This window comes from Saccharibacillus sp. JS10 (genome assembly GCF_024436065.1).
GTDB lineage: Bacteria > Bacillota > Bacilli > Paenibacillales > Paenibacillaceae > Saccharibacillus.
The window spans coordinates 164,032-188,167 of record NZ_JANFNS010000004.1 but is presented as its reverse complement, the minus strand read 5'-3'; the positions used below and the strand labels follow the sequence as shown (position 1 = coordinate 188,167).

Annotated in this window: 24 protein-coding genes; 9 read left to right on the top strand and 15 right to left on the bottom strand. The window is 46.5% G+C overall.

All coding sequences use genetic code 11. From position 1 onward, the window contains the following. Genes NOM90_RS13690 through NOM90_RS13675 form a run of 4 tightly spaced genes read right to left on the bottom strand, consistent with a single transcriptional unit; the run spans nt 1 to nt 6,767 of the window. Nucleotides 1-2,319: a DUF5682 family protein gene (locus NOM90_RS13690; RefSeq protein ID WP_255942652.1), complete on the bottom strand. Its 2,319-nt coding sequence runs from the start codon at nt 2,317-2,319 to the stop codon at nt 1-3. Then, nucleotides 2,316-3,425, bottom strand: coding sequence for an AAA family ATPase (locus NOM90_RS13685; RefSeq protein WP_255942650.1), 1,110 nt, complete (start codon nt 3,423-3,425; stop codon nt 2,316-2,318). Before NOM90_RS13685 ends, NOM90_RS13690 begins: the two co-directional genes overlap by 4 nt. 3 nt (nt 3,426-3,428) lie before the next feature. Then, on the bottom strand, nt 3,429-5,291 hold the full coding sequence (locus NOM90_RS13680) for a HEAT repeat domain-containing protein (protein ID WP_255942648.1): 1,863 nt from the start codon (nt 5,289-5,291) through the stop codon (nt 3,429-3,431). A gap of 36 nt (nt 5,292-5,327) precedes the next feature. Further along, nucleotides 5,328-6,767, bottom strand: coding sequence for an SWIM zinc finger family protein (locus NOM90_RS13675; protein WP_255942647.1), 1,440 nt, complete (start codon nt 6,765-6,767; stop codon nt 5,328-5,330). A 175-nt stretch (nt 6,768-6,942) separates the two neighbouring features. On the opposite strand from NOM90_RS13675, the gene NOM90_RS13670 reads away from it, so the two are divergent. The 4 genes from NOM90_RS13670 (at nt 6,943) to NOM90_RS13655 (ending at nt 10,420) form a co-directional block, all read left to right on the top strand. Then, nucleotides 6,943-7,326, top strand: coding sequence for a hypothetical protein (locus NOM90_RS13670; protein ID WP_255942646.1), 384 nt, complete (start codon nt 6,943-6,945; stop codon nt 7,324-7,326). Nucleotides 7,327-7,424: 98 nt separating this feature from the next. Continuing rightward, nucleotides 7,425-8,237 carry a hypothetical protein gene (locus NOM90_RS13665; protein WP_255942644.1) on the top strand — a complete coding sequence of 271 codons (813 nt, stop codon included), beginning with the start codon at nt 7,425-7,427 and terminating at the stop codon, nt 8,235-8,237. Beyond that, on the top strand, nt 8,234-9,742 hold the full coding sequence (locus NOM90_RS13660) for a hypothetical protein (protein WP_255942642.1): 1,509 nt from the start codon (nt 8,234-8,236) through the stop codon (nt 9,740-9,742). Before NOM90_RS13665 ends, NOM90_RS13660 begins: the two co-directional genes overlap by 4 nt. 12 nt (nt 9,743-9,754) lie before the next feature. After that, nucleotides 9,755-10,420: an ABC transporter ATP-binding protein gene (locus tag NOM90_RS13655; protein ID WP_255942640.1), complete on the top strand. Its 666-nt coding sequence runs from the start codon at nt 9,755-9,757 to the stop codon at nt 10,418-10,420. 106 nt (nt 10,421-10,526) lie between these two features. Here the strand turns inward: NOM90_RS13655 and NOM90_RS13650 are convergent, their stop codons facing one another. Then, nucleotides 10,527-12,554 carry a carbohydrate-binding domain-containing protein gene (locus NOM90_RS13650; protein WP_255942639.1) on the bottom strand — a complete coding sequence of 676 codons (2,028 nt, stop codon included), beginning with the start codon at nt 12,552-12,554 and terminating at the stop codon, nt 10,527-10,529. Between the two features lie 130 nt (nt 12,555-12,684). After that, the gene (locus NOM90_RS13645; protein ID WP_255942638.1) at nt 12,685-13,065 is read right to left on the bottom strand and encodes a nuclear transport factor 2 family protein; all 381 of its coding nucleotides are present in this window, start codon (nt 13,063-13,065) and stop codon (nt 12,685-12,687) included. A gap of 116 nt (nt 13,066-13,181) precedes the next feature. Here NOM90_RS13645 and NOM90_RS13640 point away from each other — a divergent pair, with 116 nt between their 5' ends. Further along, complete coding sequence (locus tag NOM90_RS13640) at nt 13,182-13,508, top strand: ArsR/SmtB family transcription factor (RefSeq protein ID WP_255942637.1); 327 nt, start codon at nt 13,182-13,184, stop codon at nt 13,506-13,508. Here the strand turns inward: NOM90_RS13640 and NOM90_RS13635 are convergent. The 5 genes from NOM90_RS13635 to NOM90_RS13615 form a co-directional block, all read right to left on the bottom strand. Further along, nucleotides 13,456-13,971 carry a hypothetical protein gene (locus NOM90_RS13635; protein ID WP_255942635.1) on the bottom strand — a complete coding sequence of 172 codons (516 nt, stop codon included), beginning with the start codon at nt 13,969-13,971 and terminating at the stop codon, nt 13,456-13,458. The genes NOM90_RS13640 and NOM90_RS13635 overlap by 53 nt on opposite strands. A 224-nt stretch (nt 13,972-14,195) precedes the next feature. After that, complete coding sequence (locus NOM90_RS13630; protein ID WP_255942633.1) at nt 14,196-14,939, bottom strand: response regulator; 744 nt, start codon at nt 14,937-14,939, stop codon at nt 14,196-14,198. Further along, nucleotides 14,917-16,164 carry a sensor histidine kinase gene (locus tag NOM90_RS13625; protein ID WP_255942631.1) on the bottom strand — a complete coding sequence of 416 codons (1,248 nt, stop codon included), beginning with the start codon at nt 16,162-16,164 and terminating at the stop codon, nt 14,917-14,919. The genes NOM90_RS13630 and NOM90_RS13625 overlap by 23 nt, the downstream gene beginning before the upstream one ends. Before the next feature lie 56 nt (nt 16,165-16,220). Continuing rightward, nucleotides 16,221-16,910: a DUF4956 domain-containing protein gene (locus NOM90_RS13620; protein ID WP_255942629.1), complete on the bottom strand. Its 690-nt coding sequence runs from the start codon at nt 16,908-16,910 to the stop codon at nt 16,221-16,223. Then, nucleotides 16,903-17,670 carry a polyphosphate polymerase domain-containing protein gene (locus NOM90_RS13615; RefSeq protein ID WP_255942628.1) on the bottom strand — a complete coding sequence of 256 codons (768 nt, stop codon included), beginning with the start codon at nt 17,668-17,670 and terminating at the stop codon, nt 16,903-16,905. Before NOM90_RS13615 ends, NOM90_RS13620 begins: the two co-directional genes overlap by 8 nt. A gap of 564 nt (nt 17,671-18,234) precedes the next feature. Here NOM90_RS13615 and NOM90_RS13610 point away from each other — a divergent pair. From NOM90_RS13610 to NOM90_RS13600, 3 genes are all read left to right on the top strand, one after another. Beyond that, on the top strand, nt 18,235-18,624 hold the full coding sequence (locus tag NOM90_RS13610; protein WP_255942626.1) for a toxin-antitoxin system HicB family antitoxin: 390 nt from the start codon (nt 18,235-18,237) through the stop codon (nt 18,622-18,624). Between the two features lie 208 nt (nt 18,625-18,832). Then, nucleotides 18,833-19,516: a response regulator transcription factor gene (locus NOM90_RS13605; protein WP_255942624.1), complete on the top strand. Its 684-nt coding sequence runs from the start codon at nt 18,833-18,835 to the stop codon at nt 19,514-19,516. After that, nucleotides 19,513-20,805 (top strand): sensor histidine kinase, encoded by a 1,293-nt coding sequence (locus NOM90_RS13600; RefSeq protein ID WP_255942622.1) that lies wholly within the window; start codon nt 19,513-19,515, stop codon nt 20,803-20,805. The genes NOM90_RS13605 and NOM90_RS13600 overlap by 4 nt, the downstream gene beginning before the upstream one ends. Nucleotides 20,806-20,857: 52 nt before the next feature. Here NOM90_RS13600 and NOM90_RS13595 read toward each other — a convergent pair whose 3' ends face one another. Then, nucleotides 20,858-21,061, bottom strand: a complete 204-nt coding sequence (locus NOM90_RS13595; protein ID WP_255942620.1) for a hypothetical protein — start codon at nt 21,059-21,061, stop codon at nt 20,858-20,860. A gap of 1 nt (nt 21,062) precedes the next feature. Beyond that, complete coding sequence (locus NOM90_RS13590; protein WP_255942618.1) at nt 21,063-21,629, bottom strand: hypothetical protein; 567 nt, start codon at nt 21,627-21,629, stop codon at nt 21,063-21,065. Between the two features lie 275 nt (nt 21,630-21,904). Here NOM90_RS13590 and NOM90_RS13585 point away from each other — a divergent pair, with 275 nt between their 5' ends. After that, on the top strand, nt 21,905-22,702 hold the full coding sequence (locus NOM90_RS13585; RefSeq protein ID WP_370866620.1) for a phosphatidate cytidylyltransferase: 798 nt from the start codon (nt 21,905-21,907) through the stop codon (nt 22,700-22,702). 74 nt (nt 22,703-22,776) lie between these two features. On the opposite strand, the gene NOM90_RS13580 is transcribed toward NOM90_RS13585, so the two are convergent. Both NOM90_RS13580 and NOM90_RS13575 read right to left on the bottom strand, forming a co-directional pair. After that, on the bottom strand, nt 22,777-23,001 hold the full coding sequence (locus tag NOM90_RS13580; RefSeq protein WP_255942616.1) for a hypothetical protein: 225 nt from the start codon (nt 22,999-23,001) through the stop codon (nt 22,777-22,779). A 326-nt stretch (nt 23,002-23,327) separates the two neighbouring features. Next, nucleotides 23,328-24,092 carry a class I SAM-dependent methyltransferase gene (locus NOM90_RS13575; RefSeq protein WP_255942615.1) on the bottom strand — a complete coding sequence of 255 codons (765 nt, stop codon included), beginning with the start codon at nt 24,090-24,092 and terminating at the stop codon, nt 23,328-23,330. Nucleotides 24,093-24,136 lie beyond the last annotated feature (44 nt).

Genomic DNA, 24,136 nt, shown 5'->3' with positions numbered 1-24,136 from the left:
TTAAAAGTCCCCAAAGTCGAAATCGTTCAATTCATCCAGCATCTTGTCTTCATCCTCCTTGAGTTCCCCGGTCAATATTTCAGCCGCTTGTTCGGTGTCCACGCCCCAGATTTCGCCTAACGTCTCCGCGATCATCGTCTTCTCATGTGCCGAAAACGAACTAAACGCACGGCGTAAAAAGACAAGCGCACGCTTAAACTGCTCATCGTCCAGCGAATCGATATACTCGCTTAGCTGCACCCATAGACTCATTCGCGATAACAACGCGTACCGATTACGCATCGACAATCCTTCGAACCAACCCGCTCCGAGATCGGCGGGAATACCGGGCGATAGACGTCTTGAGACTTCGGCGGCACATTGCTGGGCATCCATCTCGCCGCGCTCAAGCAGCAGCGCGCAAGCAAAGCCGGATAACTTCGGATTTCGGTCATCTTTTTCCGACAATTCGCTCAGTTCCCGCGTCCACAATGAGACTTCGACGGTATCGTCGTGAGCTTGGGCGATTTGATTCAATTCGCTCATCGCCGCGACTATGCCATAAGCCGCTTCGTCGTTACAGTTGGAAGCTTCGGACAGATACAGACAAGCCCGGTAAAAGAGTTGCTCCAATAACGGAATCAGCGGCTTCGTATCGATCCGCCGAATATCACCGTACTGAATCAGATTTGCGAGCTTTGCAGCGGCGCTTGCGATCTGAGCGACGTCGCGGCTATCGGCGGCAAGATTTTGCAGCACGCGGCGCCCGTCTTCCATTTGCGCAGTCATTCCGCAACGTACCGCGATTTCGATCAGCAGCGATGCTTCGGAAATCGACGTGCAACGATCTAACTTTTCCCGCAACCGATACGCACAAGCAACTTCGATCGTCTCCCCAAGCAACGTCGATTCAACGACCACGATCTCGGCTTCCGGCGTCCATTGCAAGATCCAGTCTTCTGCCCAGACCGCCCGATCGGCGGCACCTGCCCGAAAACGGACAAACGGAATATTCAATAATTCCAGCCGATGCAGCAAAAAGGAACGGTTCAGATCCAAATCCGCTGCTTCTTGTGACGATACACGGCGGTTTTCACGTAAATCCAGTGACAAATCTGTCGCGACAGAAGTTTTGTATTTGGTCAGCTTCAGTCGCTTCAACTGGCGATTCAGATCATCTTGTAGCGGCGTCTGGCTGACGCCTTCGGCTAGGCTGCCGATCTTCGTGCCGATATCGATCCGTGCCAAAGCTTCGGCAACGACCGACAAATCGCCGCGACCCAGCAAAGTCTGCGCCGCGTCGCGAAGTTCCAACAAGGTAGGCGCGCTGCCTCCGTGCAGCGAAGCCAAGCCTTCGGCAAGCCGCACCGCTTCGATGACTTCGGCGGTCGAACGATACGTACCCGATTCGCGCAATGTCCGCGCTACCGTAGACAAATAGACTTGCGGCAACTCTTCAAGTTTGCCTGCGTGCATACTTTCCCACATCAATTGAAAATAATGCGGCGCATGATTGCCTGCGCCGTAACCCGACAGGCTAGATAGCCGGTAATACGAATACGGCATCAACGTTAGCTTAGAACTACGTGACGGCATCGCTATGTATTCGTCTTCCGTCATCGCTCCTTGCGTTGGACGTTCAAGTGCCGCGGCGTGGTAAGCACCGCATATCACTACGATCTTCGCCGGATCATGCCCCGCTTCAATCGTCTGAACAATCTGACGCTGCATATACGCTTCGCGCACATGGTTGTACGCGTACTCTTGAGGTTGCTGCGTGCGCTCGCGATCTTCGCCAAGCTCTCGCATTTCGGCAGAAAAAGCAAGAATCGAATCTCGATAACTACCGGGATTCTGGTTATGTTCGTAATTTCTTTCCCAATACGTATTGTAATCGTGTTCGCCCGCAAGCTCCGCGATACGCTCGTAAATCGAAGAGCTTTCGGCGTCCACTTGGGTTTCTTCCATACTCGGCGCAATTTCCGTTTGACGCCGCAAATCTTGCATCGCCAGCGCCGCGCCAGACGGCAGATCAATCAGCTTGCATAATACCTGATGCTTGGCTGCCCATCTCATCGCCTGTAGCTCCGGCGAATAGACCGCGAAAGGCCATAGCGCTGTTCTCACCGGCATTTCATCGGTAAAAGCAAGCAAAGCCACAGGCGGCACGGTAGACGGATGCACCAGATCGCCAATCAGATCTGTGGCATCCGAAGGGCCTTCGATCAGCACGGCTGTAGGCTGAATCTGATCCAACTCTTGAAGCAGATGGCGTGCGCCGCCAGGGGATAGATGCCGCACGCCGAATACGGAGACTTTGACGTCTTCCGCCGTCTTCACTCGCTTAGCTCCTTGCACGCTTGATACAACCCGCGCCACTCCGATCCCCGTTTCTTCATGACGTTATCCAAATATTCTTTCCAAATCAACTTGTCTTTATCGTCGTCTTTGACGATGGCGCCTTGAAGCCCCGCCGCCAAGTCGGCGTCTGTCATCTCTCCGCTACCGAAGCTTGCGGACAATGCCATGCTATTGGTCAGCAGCGAGATCGCTTCGGCTGTCGAAATCACGCCGCCCGGCGATTTCAGTTTTTCTTTCCGATCCAGCGTCATGCCGCTGCGAAGCTCGCGGAAGATCGTGACCACTTTGAGCAATGCTTCATCAGCTGGTGGCGACGCTTGAAGATCATAAGAAGCTGCGATTTCACTAACCCGCTTTTTGACAATCGACAACTCGGTATCGAGATCAGACGGCGCCGGAAGCACGATAATATTGAAACGACGCTTCAATGCGGCAGACATTTCGTTCACGCCGCGGTCGCGAGTGTTCGCTGTCGCAATAATCGAGAAGCCTTTGTTCGCGCTCGTTTCATTAGAAAGCTCCGGTACGGACACGGTCTTTTCCGACAAAATCGAGATCAGCGCATCTTGCACTTCCGAAGCACAGCGCGAAATTTCTTCGAACCTTGCGACCTGCCCCGTTTCCATCGCACGCATGATCGGGCTTCGTACCAAAGCTTCCGGCGTCGGTCCATTGGCGAGCAACATCGCATAGTTCCACGAATAACGTACTTGTTCTTCGCTCGTTCCTGCTGTTCCTTGTACGACAAGCCCGGAATTCCCGCTGACTGCCGCCGCCAAGTTTTCGGACAACCACGACTTCGCGGTTCCCGGCTCGCCGATTAGTAGAAGCGCACGGTCTGTCACAAGCGTCGCGATCGCCATTTCGACTAACCGCCGATTGCCGATATACTTCGGCGTAATATCCAGCTTCCCGGCTTTGCCGCCTGTAATATAAGTAAGCACCGCACGCGGCGACATCTGCCAGCCCGGAGGAACGACACCTTTGTCTTCTTTTTTCAGCGCTTCGATTTCTTGTCGATACAGTAGCTCAGCGGGCAGCCGAATGACATTTGAATTTTCGATATTTGCTTGTTCATTAGCCATAGATCATTCTCCTTTCGATTCTGGCAAAGCCGCTTTTCTACGCAAAGCGATGATAATGTCTTGCACTTCTTGTTTGACACTTTCGAAACGGGTTTCCACAATCAACGGCTCCAAACGGTTCGCGGCATCTGCGGCAAACTCATCCGGGATTTGTAGAAGACGCTGCGTTTCATCTCGATACACGCTATAGATTTTTTTCCATTCCTTTTTTTCCATCCAACGCATGAATAGTTCGTATTTCGTTTTTTCGTCAAAGCCGCCTTCGTCCAAAATCTGAAAAATATAATACCCGTAGGTCTGATTCGATTTTCGATCAATCTGGCGCTCTACGTAATTCAGCAGTTTGCGGTTATTTGAACTCGACGGAGCCGCAAGCGCCGCGACCAATTGCAGATCGTCCCGATCAATCAACCAATCCAACCAGCGAGGGTCCCACATGGCTTGAACTTCTTTTGCCGGTAAGCGATGACGCACATAATCTTTGATCACATAGACTTCTTCACGTAGCGTGTCCATAATCTTGTTATGCCGAGCTTGGGCTTTTTTCGATACCGCTTCGCGCAATCGTCCAAGTCCCGATGCGGCGTACCGCTCATACAATTCAGCAGGTGTGCGAATCTGCTTCATCGCATGGAACGCATACGGCAGATAATTCACGTCGCGTTCTTCCAAGTCTTGCAACGTACGCAGCGCCTCTTCGGTCTTTGTATCTTGCAAGTATCCTGCGGCTTGGCTCATGATACGTAGTTTTCCCGAGAACTCCAGATACCCATTCGTAAGCGCCGGATAACGATCTTCATGCTGAATCAGCTCTACAAACAGTTTTTCCAACTCTGGATGGATAGCGGCTCGGAATGCGATCGGGAAAGGCTCCAACGTTTTCCAAAGCTTTTCTTTGCTTTTTGCATCCGGTTCACCTGCACTCTTTTGACTCAGACGTTCTCGGTAAAGCGGAATCAGTCTCAGCAACATTTCTTCTGTGGGAGACTCCGCAATAGCTTGCGCCGCAGGCAACGCGTCTTTACCTACAAAAGCTTCATACAACCTTTGACGAGTAAGCTCGGAGTTACGCACTGCAAGCGCTTTGAACGCGCCTTCGCGTACCGGTTTCTTTTTATCCATCGACCATTCGATTAATTTGTCTTCAAAGTCTGGATGGAGCCCGAGACAAGCGATTGCCGCAGCACGTACTTTGTCCGAACCTTCATCAGCCGCTTTTGACAAAATGTTGAGCGACACCCGATCGCCTGGATCGACGCCGAGCTTACGAACGACTTCCAGACGACGTTCTTCTTCACGCCCGCCTTGCAAATGGAGTCCAGTCAGCAGATGCGGTACGATCTGAGCCCCATAAGACGGTAAAATATGTAGAGTTGCATAATCGGCAAGGTCCGAATACGAATCGTTTAACGCTTGGATAGCAAAAGGCAATAAGCGTAAATCGCGGAACAGTCCGTTTTTGTACGCTTCGGTCACAATCTCATAACGTCCACCGCCGGATGTCGATAAAGCGGTCTGGACTTCCGCTAACTGACGATACGAATGATGCGTAGTCAGTTCCGAAAAATACGGCTTAATCTCTTCAAGCGAAGATAAATCTCCTGTCACCTCCGTCGTGCCTTGCGTAGACAATACCGAGTTGAGCAGCAGCGACAAATCTTGAAGCTTGGTAGCTCTTGCTTCCGATTCGGATGCTCCTGTCAATTCCGCCACATCTTGCGCCAGCTTTTTGAACACGGGAGCGCGTTCGCCTAACTGTTCCAACTTAGGTTGAATACGAACTAGCCGAAAATCATCTGCCGCCAGATCGCTGCCCGCGATATACAAACGACGCAACTCGCTTTGAAGTTCTTGTAATAGACTCATGTTCAGGGCTCCTTCCGAGCTTTTTCACAAAAATTTTCAGTACAACAATCTGACGATCCGATTATTTTGAACCAGCGTAAGCGGCTGAGCGACTAATTTGCCCGTATCGAATTGATGTTCAAACATCAATAGCAAGGTGCAATCGCATAGCAAAGACGGATCAAGCAAAGTCAGTAACGAAGTCGTTGCCTGCGGCAGCCGATAGATGTCTTGCAGTTCCAGCGTATTTCCTTCTGGATCGACTAGAGCAAATGCCCCGCTGTCTGTACGCGAGATTTGCGAAGCTTGCACCAACGCAATCGGCGCACGATCCGCTAACGGGTCTTTTAACTGATTTTTTACGATTTTTACAACGTCAGTAATCGAAGAAGCCGCTGCGCTACGAACTTTTTCATAATCGCTAGAGATCACTTGCCGAGGAATCATGCCTTCGAAACGCACCCGCGTATTCAGCCCACCCGGATACCGATACAGTTCCGAAATTTGCGCCACGCTAAAAAAGCTATCGTCTTCTTTCATAAATTTCACCGCTTTGAACGGACGATACTGAATGGTGCGATGGATATGAGGTTCATCTAGCTGTAGCCAAATGCCGGTATCGACAAATTCTTTACGTGCTTCGTCTTTTTCGCTGTAGAACGCAAGTTGAATCAGTTCAGTCCGTTCTACGACGCGCCCTGCGTCTTTGAGTTCTGCCAATTGCCACGCATGACCCAACCATTCTTCGATGGTCGATTCTGTATCAGGAGCAAGCTCGGGATCTTCTTGTTTGTTTTGCAGATACGTTTTGCCTTTTTTGATCACAGCATTTAGAAAAGTCAACTGCTCGGCGGCATGGGTATAAGCGCTTTCCCGATCTTTTTGATCCAAAAGCAGCGCCAAGCGGCGAAGTTCGTTTTCGGCTCCAGTTAAGTAACGGCTTCCCAGACGCTTCGCGTGATCGTTTAATTCTTTTACCGTTCGGGTATTCGTCGTCCCTAGCCCTCCGCGTACGATCGACAACACGAGTTTTTCTAAATCTTCGAGCGCTTCGATCTGCTGGGCAATTTTCTTTTTCAGCGCGGTTTTATTTACTTTTTTCGGCTTAGCCGGAGGGAGTTCGCCGCTTTCTTGTTTGGCTTTATTTTCTTCGCGTTTTTCTGCTTTTTCACGCTTCGAAGAAATGTCTTCTGGCACCGTGGACTGTTCGAAATTTTTTCCTTCGGCATACGCGTACATCAGACCGAGTGCGTGTTTGCACGGAAATTGACGGCTCGGGCAGTTACAACGGGATATTGGGTTTTCTGGATTGACGAAATCGACGGAGCATATGTAGTTGGATTTTCCGCTGCCGGCACATTCGCCGAACAATAGATCGCCTTGCTCGGAAATCTGAAGTTTGACGAATTTGTTTTGCTGTACCAATCCGCGGCCGTTTTTGATTGCGGCGGCATTCGGGGCGAGAGAATCAATATGAGATGAAGTTAATTGCAACAAATCATGCGCCTCCTTATTGATAGAGATAAGAACTTATGTTCTTGTTTTATGTTTTTTTAAGTATACCATTGATTACACGCAAATTGCACATTTCAACTCAAAGTAGGTTGACCAATTATCATTTATATGAGAATATAAATATGAAATAACAATAAATAGTTAATTGGAGGAAAAAATGATTAAAAAGAAACTAGTAGGATTAGCTGGTGTACTATTATTGGTAGCAGGTGGGGCTTCTGCTTATGCAGGAACTTCCTATAGTGGCACAGAATCTCCAACTTTACCTGGAGGTAATGGTAGCGCTTACTCTTCTTCTCAAATTAAAGCTTCAACCCTTTCTGCCGACCTTTTAATGAACGCTACCCAAGGCTATAATATTGACGTTCGTACAGAAAATGTTGGAGGGGGAAATGCTAGTGCTTGGGCAAGAAATGTAACTGGGGGTACAACTCGCTCAATTCCTAGTTCTCAGCAAGTTGGCAGTCAAGTACAATTGAAATTCAGTGCTGATCTATTTTCGCCTACCACAGTAATTAATTATCGCTGGAGAAGTAACTAAATTAGTTTTATTTTCTACATAGAAAATAACATAAGCTAGAGAGTGCTTGTTGCTCTCTAGCTTAATTTTTCTACCGTGTTTTAGAAAGGAGCTTTAAATTGTATACTTTTTTCATCAAAGAACTTAGAAATGCTTTTCCTATAAAAAAGTTGTTCCTGATTTTGGTGCTTATGATTTTACCTATAGGCTATACTTTAGCCCGACAACAAGAATACATTTTAGAAGATCCATTGGATCTTTTCACTCTTATATTGCAAGGTGTTTTTCCGCTTCTATTTGTTTTGTTAGCGAGCTTTGTTTATTTGATCCATTTTGCTAAAGAATTAAAAAATAACTTTTTTTTCTATGAGAAAATTCGAATTCCTGTTCAAAAGCTTATTCAAATCAAATTTTCAGCTATGTTTTTATCTACCTTCTTATTGTTTTTGATGTTCATGCTGATATGTTTTATGTTTTGTTTTTATATCGCTCCTGCTTTTGATCTTATCGATTACAAACCTAACACGTCGCTTATTCCAGGGACGCTTCTTTCGGTAGATGTCTATACTAAACATACGTTTACTCAATTGTTTCAATACGGAACAGTAGTTTATGGACTTACATACTCTATATGGGTTTCACTTCATGCTGCTTTATTTGCTTCTTTAGGCTTTTTACTACTATTGTTAATTTCGAACTCATTCGTTGCATTGTCTTTACCTTTTTTATTTTACATGATTGGAGCTTTCTTACTTCCAAGTATAGATCCTACTTTGACTCCATATTGGTTCGTGAATTCTATATTCCCTTACGGGTATGTTCAGCAAGAAATATGGACAGCTTTTATCCCTTTTGTAATTTTAGTTTTACTTTCTTCTGTGCTTTATATCTATGTTCAGGCTCAAGCAAAACGTTTGGATGACAAATCATGAATAATATCAGATCAATTTTGAAACAATACGCAAAAATAGACTCATTATTTTTAATGATAATTTTTTCTGTTTATGGATTTATTGTAAGAGAAAGGATAATTGAGTTTTCAACATCTGAAAATAAGTCAATTAACCAATGGGATATTTTATTATCTTTTTGGGGAGACCCTTTTTTGATTTTTTATTTAATCGTTCCTTATTGGATATTTTGTTGTATCAAAATTTTCTTTAGTGAGCATAGAGAATTTATCAGGATACGTTTAAAAACAGAATTTAAATGGATGAGTTATGTTTTTTCACAAATTTTTCGTTTATTGATTAAAACAATTACTATTTTTATAACTATCAGTTTTGTTTTAACAATCCATATAGATTATCAATCTATATGGAGTAGTTGGTCCTTAAGCGAAAGTTATTTCAATTCTAGTGTTTCTTTGCTAGCTTATTCTGGTCAATACCCATTTCTTTTATTTGGTCTTCAAATTGTACTTTCATCATTATTTTTATTGTCACTAGCTACTTGGTTGTGCACTTTTTATATTATTGCAAAAAAACGTTATATCGTCATTATTGTTGGAACTATTCTGTACCTTGGATCTATTATTTCATTTAAAAGATTTCCTTCTGATTGGGTATTGTTCAAAGCTAGCAGTTACTCGATTCTCTCGTTTTCTTACTATGATTTCCATTCGCTTTGGATCGGATTTGTTATACAGGTGTTATTGATTGCATTTGGCTGGTACATTGTATACGCAAAAGGAATATTCCAAATTTCCACTTCTTCTTTTAATCGAATGCATCTCTTTACTTTCTTGTATATACTCTTAACATTTTGGGGAATATTAAGTATAGGGCATAGCAATTTTATATTTCAGCAAAACACATGGAATTCAGTGTACAATGCCTTTTTTGGAGTTTCTAAATCTGGATTTCGATTATTGAATTACTTATTTTTCAGTTTTGTTTTTCTCGGCTTTGTTTATTTCGTTCAGCTACGTTTTTACGAATTAATGAATGGAAGAATCTATTACTTGCTCATTCGTTATCGTTCGCTAGCCTATGGATTTACCCGATTTTTTTTAAAAAGTGCTGGGTATGCGGCTTTATTAATAGTCGGGCTTCTTGTGTTAAGTGTGGGGATCAGTACTATAATGGGGCAAAGCTTTGATTTCGAACAAACAGATTTACCTTCAACTATACTTGATTTTTTATATCATTTTGTAGTTAATGGATTTTTGCAATTGCTCAATTACATATTGATTTCTATTATCGCGATCTGGATCTGGAAGGAAGCTTATGTTGGACTTGTCGTACTTTGTATTTTTTTGATTGGCGGTCTGCCAACGATGAATATTGGGCAATGGTTGCCTTTTGCACTCAATAGTATGGGAATACTGGGGTCAGCTAGCGAAAATGTGCAGCATACTTTTGTGTTATTGGCTTTTTTGATCGTTGAGATCGGAGTCATATTAAACTTGTGTTATCGTAAAAAGATTTTATTTTAAAGGAGACAACCAATGATTATTGCTTTGAAAGACGTGAGTAAAACTTTTAAAGGGCAAGTTCTATTTGATGAAGCCAATGCAGAGTTTGATCAAGGAAAAATTCACGGAATCACTGGATCCAACGGTTCGGGGAAATCGGTCTTATTTAAAATGATCTGTGGATTTGTACGCCCGGACCGTGGAGAAGTTCAAATTGACGAGCAGTATCAAAAGAAAGGAACTCAATTTCCTGAAAATTTCGGCATTGTCATTGATCGTCCAGGATATTTAGGAGGGGAAACAGGTTTAGAAAATTTAAAAAGACTTGCAGAGATTAGAGGCAAGATAACAGAAGACCAAGTGAGAGAAGCCATGAAACTCACTGGATTAGATCCCAATCTCAAACAAAAAGTAAACCAATACTCATTAGGTATGAAGCAAAAATTGGCTTTGGCACAAGCTATTATGGAAGATCAGGAAGTGTTACTTTTAGATGAACCTTTTAATGCACTCGATTCTGAGAGTGTTCATCAAATTCGAGCACTGCTACTTGAATTCAAGAAACAAGGAAAAACGATTTTTTTAACAAGTCATAATCAAGAAGACATTGACTTATTATGTGATCATGTACTTAAAATCGAAAAATCGAAATTGATAAAAGTTAAGCCCTTGCATTTAGAAGGTAACATCGAAAAATAGCATTTAATAAAGTTCATTAGGATCTTTAAACTTCCTTAATTGAAAAAGCCGAACGAACCGCTCTCATAGCGTTCGTCCGGCTTTTTCTAACCTTGTACATGCTTCTTTATTGGCGTCTGCCTCGACCACCCATAATGCCTTGCGTATTCCCGGTCGTAATGCCCGACTCGTTCAACCAAGTTGTCTGAGCGTCTGCCAATGTAAAGGTCACAACATCCGCTTCGTTAGCTGACAACGCATACGTTCCGCCGCTTTGCAGATCGGCAGAGCTGATCACCACGCTGCGGAATTCTTTGGACGGAGTGACGGTTGCGATTGATTGCCCTGCATTGTTTTTGAGTACAACCGCCGTACCTGCTGCTTGCGCTTCTGGGAACGTCATTGCGATCGAACGCTGGGCGGAATCGTCGCTTGGCGCTTGAGCCATGCCTGCGCTGCCTGTCGCGATCAGCGTGCCGCCCGTAATTTCGAACGTACCGTCGTAATCCAGCGCTCCGTTGCCGTCATTGGTCGGGCCGGCAACCGTTACGGTACCGCCTGTCATCACAATCGAACCGTTGGAGTCCAGACCGTCGCCTTGCGAATCAACCGTCAGCGTACCGCCGTTAATCGTCAGCTGTGCTTGTCCCGCACTCATTCCCGGAGCCGAAGCCGTCGTTGTAGCGCTATCGCTATTCGAAGCTTCCGACGCATTCACCCCGTCATCGCTTGCTACGACTTGCACATCGCCGCCGTCAATCGTAATCTGCTGGGCTTCAAGCCCTTCATAACTCACCGGAATATCGATAGTTCCGTCGGCAATGATAAGATTCGTCTCGCCGTGGATCGCGTCATCTCCGGTGGAAAGGTGTAGATCGCCGCCCGTGATTTCCACTGCTCCGTTACTATGCAGCGCATCGTCTGCCGAATCGATCTGGAAAGCGCCGCCGTTAATCGATAACATCACGCCTGCTTTGATGCCTTTCATACTTTCGGATTCGGTTTCCGTAGCGGTCGTGTCTGTAGAAGTTTCCGACGCATTTGCTTCGTCCATCGCCGCATCGAACTCTGGTGGAGCAGGCTGCGAACCGTCTTGCGGAGCCATTTGTTCGAAATCCGGATTGTCCATGTCTGGAGGAGTACCGCCTTCATTCCTGTCACGCGGCGCTCCGCCCGGGAACCCTCCGCCGTTCTCCTCCGTATGCTGAGGTCCATTCTCATGCCCGGTTCCCGTTACGATCTGGAAATCCCCATCATCAATAACAAGCTGCGTCTCGCTCTGAATCCCGTCGCGACCTGCGGTAATATCGAAGACTCCGTTTTGGATCGCGATCCAGCCTTTTTCGCTATCTTCATCGTTGGTCGATTTGATTCCGTCGCCGACTGCATCAATATGAATAGTTCCGTTTTCGATATAGACGTGATCTTTGCCGACCAATCCGTCATCTGCGGCTTGAATATTGATATTGCCGCTCACGATATTCAGATCGTCTTTACTGGTAATACCGTCGTTGTAATTCGCCGTGACCGTCAAATTGCCGGTTCCGTTGATCGTCAGATTCGCTTTACTGAAAATAGCCGCACTCGGTTCTTCGTCGGTATTCAGCGTATATTTATCGCCGTCCGTCACCACATTGTCTGTACCTTCTGCGAGTGTCAAGATCACTTTTTCCGCAGATTGAATATAGATCGGCGCATTGTCTAAATCCGTCAGATTCACGCCGCTCAGTATCAGATGTACCGATTCGGCGTCGGTCGTATTCACGATAATCTGTCCGTCGCTTAAGGTACCGCTGATTACATAAGTTCCGGCGGCAGAGATCGTTACCGATCCATTCGAAGCTGCGGCACCTGTCCCTTTTACCGAAGCCGTCGTACCGTTAAGGGTAATCGTTGTCGCGTTTTCTCCGGCTTCGGTTAGACGGTCTTCATCGTCCAATGTGCTGAGACTTGCAGCCGTAACGCCGCTTAACTCAATCGGTTCGCTTGAAACGACAGCAGAAGTCGTCGAGGTAGATGCCGAGCTTGAAGTCGCATAAGTAGAAGCTGAGCTGCATGCCGACAAAGTGAGCATCGCGCTAAGGAATAAAGCGAAGGCTGTAAGTTTTTTTGCTTGGAAACTACGTTTGTGGGGGGTATAGGTTGTTTTTTTCATGAATAATCGTTCCCTTCTGAACAATAAGATTGCGGTGATCCGCAGTAGGTTCTGTGTGCTTGCCCTTAGATTAACGAGCCAAGCTTTAACCAATCTTAAAGTTCGAAGGAAAGATCAAAGTTTCGGAGTATTAAGCGGTGTAGGTGGAGAAAGCATTTTTGTCCGTCGGTTTATTTTCTAAATAAATAATTTTGCCGTCTGCGTTCAAGCGAGCGATATCGACACCGGTTTGGGCATAGACCGCTCCGTTAGAAGCTTTGCCGCATACTGCCCAGTTCGTATGGTAAGTACCGTCTTCTTGAAGGTTCCAGCCGTCCCACATATGCTTGATGTCTTGGTTATTCGCATGGAAAGCTTTGACGAAATCTTCGAATCCGATACGCGAATGCCCATTCAATACAATCTCCGCATCTTCCGTAAATAACGATAGCAGATCGTTCATAGCTGTATCTTCTGTACGCGAAGCGTCGAATAAGCGAAAATACGTATTTAATAAAGTTGTATGTTCCATCAATGTAGTCCTCCTGAGCTTAAACGCCCAACCATTTTATAATTCGAAAAATTTCGAACTATCAAGGACTATACCATACTTTTGATCATTTGGAACAGCTATGCTACCCTACAACCATGAAAACTTTAATTCTTCCTTCGATTGCAGAAATGAATTTGACGTCTATTTGCGCCGCGCTCGGCGACCCGATCCGTATGAAAATCGTACAATGCTTGGCAGATTCCGGCGAGAAAAATTGTTCCGGGTTCGAAGTCGAACATATTTCCAAATCCACGCTGTCTCACCATATTAAAATCTTGCGCGAGTCCGGTCTGATCCAGCCGAGATTTCAAGGGAAAGAACATTTTTACTCGCTTCGAACCGCAGATTTGGAGAGCCGTTTTCCGGGGCTTATCCATTTACTGCTGCGTGAAAAGCCCGAGTCGTTTGTTTTACCCGAATAAATAGTCCGACGATACGTACAATCAACATCGAAGCTGCCATCAAGATAAATGCCGGGCCGATAATATACAAGCTGAAATGATGCAGTTGCGAAAATTGATAAGCAGTATCGGTATGGCTAGTGACCCACTGAACAAGCGCCAAACGCAGAATGAACATAATCGAAAGGACTCCGATGCTAGCCATACCGTTTGTTGTGTATACTTTGCCGATGGTTTGATCGTACTCCATGCGAGACATGGTAAGTAATGCTCCTCCGATACATGCACCGAAAGCGGCAGAAGCGATCAGCAGCAATCCGTTATTGCCTCCGCTCGGAATATCTTTTAGGTAAGTCGTAGCAAAATAACTCAAAATGCCGATTGGAATCAATACGCGAATCGGGTTGAATACTTTGCGACCGAACGTGCTCCAAGCGATAAAAGCGAACATAGCAAGCGTTGAAATCCAAGTGGTTAAAGTCATGAGTAGTGCCTCCTTATGGCGTCTGTTTGGGATGTCTTTATCTTACTTCCGATTCCCAACCTGCCGCGTCCACCGAGAGGTCGATCTTTAATTTTGCGGTTATCCACCTGTGGATGGATACGCCTACGTTCAAATAACGACTATCCACAGCCCAAAAAGACGATTACGCCTTATGCGTAATCGCCTTTTCTGTGTATAACTCCAAATCAGCCAAGCGGTTTCTTCTACTCCACGATTCCGTTACGGATCGCGTACACGACCGCTTGGGTACGGTCTTGGACATCGAACTTCTGCAAAATACGATGCACATGCGTTTTGACCGTGCTTTCGCCCACGAACAACTTCGCCGCAATTTCTTCGTTACGCAGACCGTAAGCCATCTGCTGAAGAACTTCCAACTCGCGAGCGGTAAAAAGTTGCGCCGATTCTATGCTGCGCGAATCCGCAAAGCGCTGCGAAGCGTTCCGTTCATCTATCGACACCGAACTTTCGCTTTCTGCGACTTGCTTCTGCAACGCTTGCCCGATCAACTTCGCGGCAAGCGCGGTACGGAAAATCACTTCGCCGCGCAACGCTCCGCGAATCGCGGCAAGTAACTCCTCCGGCTCGGTATCTTTGAGCAGATAACCGATCGCCCCTGCGCGAATCCCTTCCAGCACATACTCTTCGGTATCGAATGTCGTAAGAATCACGATCTTGCAGTCCGGCAATTGCTCGATAATCCGCCGCGTCGCTTCGATGCCGTTGAACTCCGGCATTTGAACATCCATCAAGATCAGCTGCGGTTGCTCCTTCAGCGCAGCTGCGACGGCATCGGGTCCGCTCCCCGCTTCTCCAACAACGCGTAGATCGGGCTGCGCCCCGATAATATACTTCATCCCTTGCCGAACCAAAGGCTGATCGTCTACAAGTAAAATCTTGGCGATTTCGCCGCTCCCTGCTTCACTATGTTGCATCGTATCCGTCATACCGCCCATCCCCTCCATGTCCTTTCGCTTCTAACGGAAGTCCAATCTCGATCACGATGCCTTGCGGCGCTTGAGCGAAAATCTCGCAACTCCCGCCAACATTCCGGCATCGTTTGCGAATACCGCCTAGTCCGAAGCCTTCGCGCAGCGGCTCGCCCGGCTGCAACTTGCCATCATCCGCGTAACGCAGACTGACCTCAGACGGACGGCTTTCGATCGTAATCTCGACCGACTCCGCCTCCGCATGACGAATGGTATTCGTCAATGCTTCTTGGACGCAGCGATATAGCGTCGCTGCAATCTCCGGCGTCCACTCCGGGGACGTTGACGACCCTTCATCGATGACATTCAGCGTAACCGTCGGCGCTCCGGGCATTTTGGCAGTCTGCTGAATCAGACTTCGCAGCGAGATCAGACCTGCTCCGCTCTCGTCGGTGCCCATCGCATGAACAACCGAGCGTACTTCTTGCATACACGAACGCGCGACTTCCAGCACCGTCCGCACGATACGCTCCGATTCTTCCGAATCGTTTTTGAGGACATAGGGGAGAGCTTGAAGCTGCACGATAACGGAGGTCAGGCGATGACCGATGCTATCGTGCAGATCCCGAGCAATCCGTCCGCGTTCTTCCAACACCGCATAACGCAGAGATTGAACAGTCGCTTGTTCCAACTCCCGATGCGCTTCTTGAAGACGTGCGTACGTCTCCGCAAGCTCTGTATGGATCGCAGCAAGTTCTTCGGTATGACGCTGTTGCTCCAGTCGCTTGATTCGATTGACGCGAATCATACGAAGTAACGCATACAGCCCTACATACGTGAATAACTCTTGTTGCAGCAGTTCGGCGACGTCCGCACCTCCATAGACAACTCGCAGCAAAAAGGTCACAAAGATAACGCTGCCCGCCAGCCAAGCCGATACCGATTCGGTTAAAAGCAAAGCGGTATAACTGATCAAAAAGCCAAGCAAGACCATCAGCACGACCGTATCTTGACCGAATACCCACCAGTACAGGACAGATGCGATATAAATACCGATCAGGATCAATAACCGCGTTCTGTTGCTGCTGATATAACTTGCTATCCCTAGCCCAGCGATATAGAGCACGAACAAAATTCCTGAAGCCCAACGCGACTCGGCAGAATCAGGCAACAATCGTGCAAATAGATAGATCAAGACGATGCTTGTCATCATCCACCCTCGGCGTAGTGGCCATGCGGTCATTGAGGTAACCCCTTTCGAACTTCCGGCGTTATATAGCTTGATTCTAGCACAGATCCTCAGTATTCGGTCGTAACCGGAGGTGCCATCGTCAGCGATAGATCCAGATTGCCGTTACGGGTGCGGATCGCATCCAAAAACATTTTCTGATTGATACTCTGATCCAACGTAACCGAATAAACCAGTTCATACAGACTGCCTAGTTCGGTCGTGCGAATCTTTTTCAACTCATGCTTCACGCCGAATTTTGCGAACACTTCTTCGAACGCTTCTTCGTAACTTAGCGTCTCTGGGATCGTGACTTTGAGTGTTTTTTGCTGAGAACGTTTGACACCGAATTTGAACAGATGCAGACTGAACATGACCACGCATAAAACGATCGTAAACAATACCGCATAACCCAACGCCCCTACGGCGCAAGCAAGACCTGATGCCATCGTAAACAGGACATACGTAATATCTTTCGGATCGCCCGCCGCGCTGCGGAATCGGATAATCGAGAACGCACCCGCCAGACTGAATGCACGCGCAATATTGCTGCCGATCATCAAAATAATGACGGCGACGACAATCGGGAGGATCACAAGCGTTAACGTAAAGCCTTGCGTATACGTCGCCTTATTCGTTTTCATATAAGTCAGGCTAATCAGGATTCCTAATAATAGAGCCAAACCAATCGTCATTAAAGCATGGGTCACCGTCAGATCGGTCGTGCTCAGCTGCGTACTTCCAAAAATCGTCTCAAGCATAACGTACACTCTCCTTCATATCTTCTGCCTTATAAAAAGCAGGTTGCAGCGCTTGGGTTCTGAGCTGCTTTTTGTATTCATTGCCGTATTTCGAAAAACTCGTCCGGTATAGACCGTGTTCCGACAAAAGCCTCGACAACCACGCCGGTACGGTCTTCTCCGCTTTCACTTCCATCAACCATTGACCGGGCTGCATGAGCGCTTCGCCGTAGTCCCCGCACTCCAATTGCACGTCTTCTCGCCGGCAGCGAATATTCGTATCGAACGTAATGCGCAGATCGCGGCTGCTTTTATCGAACAGCGCTTTGCGGTCGTAAGACAGGTACACTTTCGGCGTCAGATCGTACAATCTCAAAAAATATTCGATTTCATCAATCACTTGCGCGTTCATATAAGGCTCTAACTTCGGCGGTTGACCCGTGCGTACAAACTCGTAAGCTTCATGAAGTTTGAGCGCGGTACGGCGTTTGTTCACAAGCCCCGACACTTTCTTTTTGATTTCCAAAAAGACTCTAGTCTCTTTATTCGGAACTCCGTAAGCTCGCAGACGAAGCTTTTCTTTGTACGCCGGCTTGGACAAACTTTGCCGAATCAATGAATCGTGCGGCGTATCGAAGTATAGATTGCTAATTGCGTAAAACTCGTTTTCGTTATATTCGTCTTTTTCCATATAAGGAAGCAGCGCCGCGTAGATCCGCTCATATGCCGCATGATCCATCAGATACTTGCTTTCGTAACGATTGAAGACCTCGATTGCCATATTCCTTCGTTCCTTTCACGTTGAAGTGGGATGCCTGTATCGTAGGTCTGGAACCTTTAGCTAATCTTAAAAGGATGAAAACTATAAAATTGATAAACCCATATTTTAGTGGTATCATATACAATATCAAAAGAAGGAAGTGGCATAGTGCCGGCTGTACACAAAATCATCGAAAAGATGAGAAGTCAGCCACGAGGGATCCGTTACGAAGAAGCAGTTAAAGTCTTGAACTATTACGGCTATACGCTAATTCGAAAAGGCGGTACATCCCATCGGATATTTAAGAATACAAGAGGAGATGTATTTGTTTTAAAAGATGACTCTCCTATGAAAATCTCTTACATAACCGAAATTCTGGCGATGATCGACGGGGAATAATTCCCGTCGTATCAGCCAGTTCGGTTTTAGTCAGGGCAACGGCCTATAAGACTAATACATAATTTAGCGCTTTGATTACAGTTGTTTTTAGAATCATATAGACTTGTTAAAGCCATGCTTTTCATTTCTAACTGGTTCAAAGCACTAAAGAAAGTACACATCATAATTAAAGGAGGTGTTGCGCATATGATCGAAAATATTAAAAATATTGATTATTATATGAATCTCCCGTATACAGTGTTAATTCAAAAAGTAGAAAATGAAGGAAAGCCTTATTTTTTCGCTAAAATTGAAGAATTGCCTGGATGCCACACCGATGCACAAACTCAAATCGAAGCCTTGCAAGAACTTGAGATGGTAAAAAAAGATTATTTAGAAATAAAAATTGAGGTAGGTGCTGAAATTCCAGAGCCAAGCGACTTACCTTCGGGGAAATTACTTCTACGTCTACCAAAATCTTTACACAAACAAATTTTGAAAGATGCTCAAAAAGAATCAACCTCAGTTAATCAATTAATTCTTTATCGCCTAGCCAGACAAACCGGATATGAAGAAGCTTCTCACCATACAAATTAATCATTATCTTCTATACAAGCAAAAAAGTCAGCTGTTACATGCAGCTGGCTTTTTATTGTGTAATCATAATAAAGAATGATTTTAATACATAAATTTGGATCCCTAAAGCGTTTAAGGTTGATTACAGGGTTTGCCGATATAATGAACACCAACAACCCTTATCGATGAATGAACTGAAAAATAAATGAAAATAGAAGGTGATCCCGCTATGCGAATTTTGATCGTAGAAGACGAACAACATCTTGCCGAAGCCCTTTCGCAAATTTTGAAAAAGAATCATTATTCCGTGGATATGGTGCATGACGGCGAAGCCGGATTGGATTACGCGCTCAGCGGTATTTACGATCTGCTCCTGCTCGATATTATGCTTCCGGGCATGGACGGCATTGAGATTTTGAAAAGTGTGCGAAGCGAAGGCATGGGTGTGCCGATTATTTTGCTGACTGCCAAAGGCGAGACGCCGGACAAAATCGCAGGGCTGGATCACGGAGCCGACGATTACGTCGCGAAACCTTTTTCAGCCGATGAACTACTGGCAAGGATCCGAGCAGCGATGCGGCGAAAAGGCGAAGTGATGCCGGAAGATGCGCTGAAATTCGGAGATTTGGAACTGAATGCGACTAATCCGAAGCTGACGGTACGCGGTAAAGAGCTTAAGTTGATTCCGAAAGAAAGCGAACTGCTGGAACTGCTTATTGTACGGAAACAAGCGGTTACGTCCAAAGAACAAATGATCGAAAAGTTATGGGGATTCGATTCGGAAGCGGAACATAATAACGTCGAAGTGTATATCTCTTTTTTGCGTAAAAAATTGAACTTTCTCGGCTCAACGACGCGGATCACGACGATTCGAGGCATCGGCTATGTGCTGGAGGAGGGTCAAGCGCAATGAGCGAGCTTTCGCAAACTTCGTCGCTGATCTTTCAAAAGCTCCGCAATCGGTTTTTGATCGTGAATCTGGTGACGATCGTGATGATTATGTTGGTCGCGTTCGCGACGATTTATACGTTCGTGTACCGCCAGGTGCATGACGAGATTCAGATGGATCTTGAGCGCACGACGAATATGTATCAAGGCGAACGCAGCAATGCGATGCCTAATCGAAACCCGCAAGGAAACGGACAACCGCCAAGAAACGATATGGGCGGGAGCGATGCTCCGGAACGTTCGGTTTCTTTTATGGTGTTGACCGATTCAGCCGGTACGCTGGTTGATACGGAGTCGCGTTTCGATATGACGGAAGAACGTTATGCCGAAGCGTTAGCCTTAGCGATAAAAAATGGTAACGCTAGCGGATCATTCACGCTTGAAGATAATCGATGGACGTACAGCCGCGTTCCGTTAAATGATCAGATCATGTACGTGTTTATCGATACGACTTCTCGCGAAGAGATTTTGACGACGCTGATTTATGCGTTTCTCGCGGTAGGCGCCTTGATGTTGGTCGTGCTGTTCTTTTTCAGCCGATTTTTTGCGAACCGTTCGATTCAGCCGGTACGCGAAGCGTTCGACAAGCAAAAGCAATTTATCGCGGACGCTTCTCACGAGCTGAAAACACCGCTCGCGGTCATCAACACCAATGCCGATGTCTTGCTGGCAAGCGGCGAGGAAAGTATTCGGAGCCAACAGAAATGGCTCCATTATATCAAGTCGGAGACCGAGCGAATGAGCAAGCTCACAAGCGACCTGCTCTATCTGACCGAGATGGACGATGCGCGGTCGGCTTTGGTACACAGCCGCTTCGATCTCAGCGAAGCGGTCGAGAATGTGATGCTGACCATGGAAGCCGTCGTCTTCGAAAAGCAGCTTTCGCTACAATATACGATCGAGCCTGACCTCTCGATCGTCGGCAGTCGTGAGCAGATCGTACAGGTCACGATGATCTTGCTCGACAACGCGATCAAATACGCCGATACCGGCAATATCGACGTGTCTCTAGGGCGTTATCACGGCGAGATTCGCCTCGACGTGACCAACAGCGGCGAAGGCATCGCCGCCGAACATCTTCCCCGCGTATTCGATCGATTCTATCGAACCGACCCTTCCCGTGCCCGTTCGCAAGGCGGTCACGGTCTGGGACTTGCGATTGCCCGCTCGATCGTCGAGCAGCATCACGGGAAGATTACTGCCGCAAGTACCGTCGGCGAGCAGACGACTTTCTCCGTGCACTTTCCGGTCTGAACATAGAAAAGAGTGCCTTCCGAATTCGGAAGGCACTCTTTTTCATACTTGCTTATGCTAGACGTCCGGCAAGCACTTCCATGCCGTAGATCAGCAAGAACAACGTAGCGAATAACGCCAGAACCAAGACAGCAAAACAAACACTGATCGCCGTAACCAGACCTTTTTGCACATCCGGGCGCATCGCTTTCACGAAGAAATTCATTAATAAATAACTAGCCACCGTAATGACCATCAGAATAAGCGGGGCAATCATTTCAATCCAGCTCCTTTGATTTCAAAATCGACGAATCTTGATAAGACTTCAGCAATCCTTCGTAGATCAGTTCCATCCGCTCACTTTGACGAAAATCGTCCGGTGTCACCAATGCCGGCAACTTGTTCCAGATCTTAATGCCGGAACGATGCAAAATCTCAGCGACAAATTGCGAACAGAAATACGAGTTGCTGAATTCTACCGGTTCTTTGAGCGCAACCCCGACGATCCCAAGCAGATTGTACAAATATTTTTCACGGCTGCGGATAAAGACATTCAGTACTCGGCGCATTTTGGCTTCTTCCCGCTCACTGACTTCGATCTTGTAAATCACGCACGCCGTATTTGGATAACGGCTAAATGTCCCGGTGCGGATATCTTCGCGTACAAAGCCGCCGTCTACCGGATTATACGGATTTTTCCGACCGAAGCTATAGAGTTCCGTCAGCTCGCGATCGAACGAGATCGAAGCATGATTGTAAGGCGCACGCGTGTACACTTGAATCATTTTGGTAAACAGCGTACCGGTATTGGTCAATAAAATGTAGATCGAACGCGACTCTGTCATCGCCTGATTCTCCTTCCGCTTCGGCGGTTGATCGGATCGTGATGTATACCAAATACGCCAAGACAAGTTTCATATTGCGCCTTTTTCCATGATTGCTTTATGATAGCATAATCAAGCAGTTACAACTGCTATTTTAGCTTAAAGTTGGTGACGTGATGTTCAGCTCTTATGTCGTGTTATTGATCGTGCTTGCCGTGCTGATTGCCGCAAATCTAGTCTTCTGGTTCGTCAGCCGTCGTCAGCCGGGCAAAGATTATTCGTCGATCGGCAATCGGATGAAAACCTGGTGGGGCATGTTCTTTATTTTTTGCTTGGCTACGTTATTCACGCCTGCCGTCTCGCTTATTTCGTTGATGATTTTATCTTTTTTTGCGTTGCAAGAATATTTCTCGATGATTCGCGGTACGCGCAAAGCCGACCGTCGGCTTTTTTTGTGGGCGTATCTTGCGATTCCGGTTCAATTTTATTGGATTTATATCGGCTGGTACGGCATGTTTATCGTATTTATTCCGCTGTATGTGTTTCTGGTTTTGCCGATTCCGCGTCTGCTGGGCAAAGGAACTTTCGGCTTTTTGCGCAGCGTCAGTTCGACCCAATGGGGCATCATGCTCATGGTATTCGGTCTGAGCCACTTGGCGTATTTCCAGTTCGCGACCCCGGAATACGGCGGCGGATTGGTGCTGTTTCTAGTCGTACTTACGCAAGTGAACGATGTCATACATATGCTCGTCTCTCTTTATTTCGGGAAAAAGAAAATCGTACCGACCGCCAATCCTCAATTGACGTGGGAAGGTTTTGTCTGTGCGTTTCTTGCTACGATTGGCGCTTCGCTTGCGCTTGCGCCGTATCTCACTCCGTTCAGCCCTACAGCCGCCGCTTGGTTCGGTGGGCTATTGGCTTTGGCGGGTCTATTCGGAAGTTTGACCGTATCCGTGCTCAAGCGCGATCTGCTCGTAGGCGACGAAGACAAAGCGGCAACGCTCAAAAAAAGCTACCTCAGCCAAATCGACAGTCTCACTTATACCGCACCTGTCTTTTTCCATGCGGTTCGTTATTTTTTCGAGTTTATGTGAAGGATAGTTAGAGCAAAACAAAAAACGCAGAGCCTATGGAAATAAGGATCTGCGTTTTTATTTGGATTATGTGCTCATTTTGCTAAACTTAACGCTTCTAACCCCCAGTCTTCTCCGAACTTTTTCACTAGATCATTTTGAATAGTTAATGCTTGTTCGATATTCGTTGCCGGAGAAACAAGCTGCGAATCGTCTGTAAATTTGATGTTTATTTTCTCAAAACCTTTTTCAAACCATAGAGTACCGATCTGCGTAAAATCCGTTACGTTTTTATGTGTGAAGTAAAATAAATACGACATATGAACGCCTTTATGACTTTCTATAACGTAAATCGGAAACGTTCGATTTTTCTCCGTCATCTCGATCCCTTTAATCGTGACCCGACCCGAAAATTCCGACTGCTTAAAAACAGGTCGCCTGAATGTTCCTTCGACCGTGATCGTGGTATCGACCGTTGACCCGTTTTCCTTGACTATAATAGCCGGTTGAACTTCCGATATTTTTTGAGGAAAACTGTAAAAGCTCACAAAAAACCGCACACGATAATAAACGCAATGATTGAAACATAATGAGTTTTCACTTTGACCTCCACGCTACAAACGGTTATAGACAAATCTATTCGATTCTATAACGTTCCGAAGTACACTTCCGTTACGTAATCGAATAAAATCTGTCCGTTTTGCTCGGTGCGATCAAAAATTCGGCGTAGTTCTTCCATCATTGGCGCGTAATTCGGATGATCCGGTGCAGGCACGTAAGACGACGAATTCAATCGACCGCTCAGCCCTTCAAAATCGAACAGTTGCTGATTCGGGAAGGTCGCTTTGGTCATCTGCCGTTCTCCGAAAAACGACTGCAACGCGTTGGAATCCACCTGCGTCGTATTGCGGTGGTTCACTTGGCTATAGTCGGTGCCGTAAGTGAGCAACAACTGCTCGTAAGCTTCGAGGAAAGGCGTTCCCGACGTCAGCCGATTGTTCCAGATCAAAATGACAATGCCGCCCGGCTTCAAAATTCGCTTGAACTCGGTATATGCCGCTTGCGCGTCGAACCAGTGAAACGACTGCGCGCATACAATAGCGTCAATACTGGAGTCAGGCAACGTCGTCTGTTCGGCAGGAGCGGCAACCGCGCGAAAAGCCGGAGACTGGCTCAATTGCGCTTCCGCGACGCTCCGCATCTCGTCGTTCGGCTCGACGGCAATCACTTGGCTTTCGCGTTCCAAAAGCAGTCGCGAAAAAATTCCGGTACCCGCTCCGATGTCTGCGATCTTCTCTACCGAATCCAATCCTACTTCTGTGTATAAATAATCCAGTGCCGCCTTCGTATAGTCCGGGCGGTATTTCACATAAGCATCTACGCGATCGGAAAAACGTTGTTTGCTGTCCATTTTAACCTTCCTCCTTTGGATGGTTTGACTTAAGTTTCATTTAG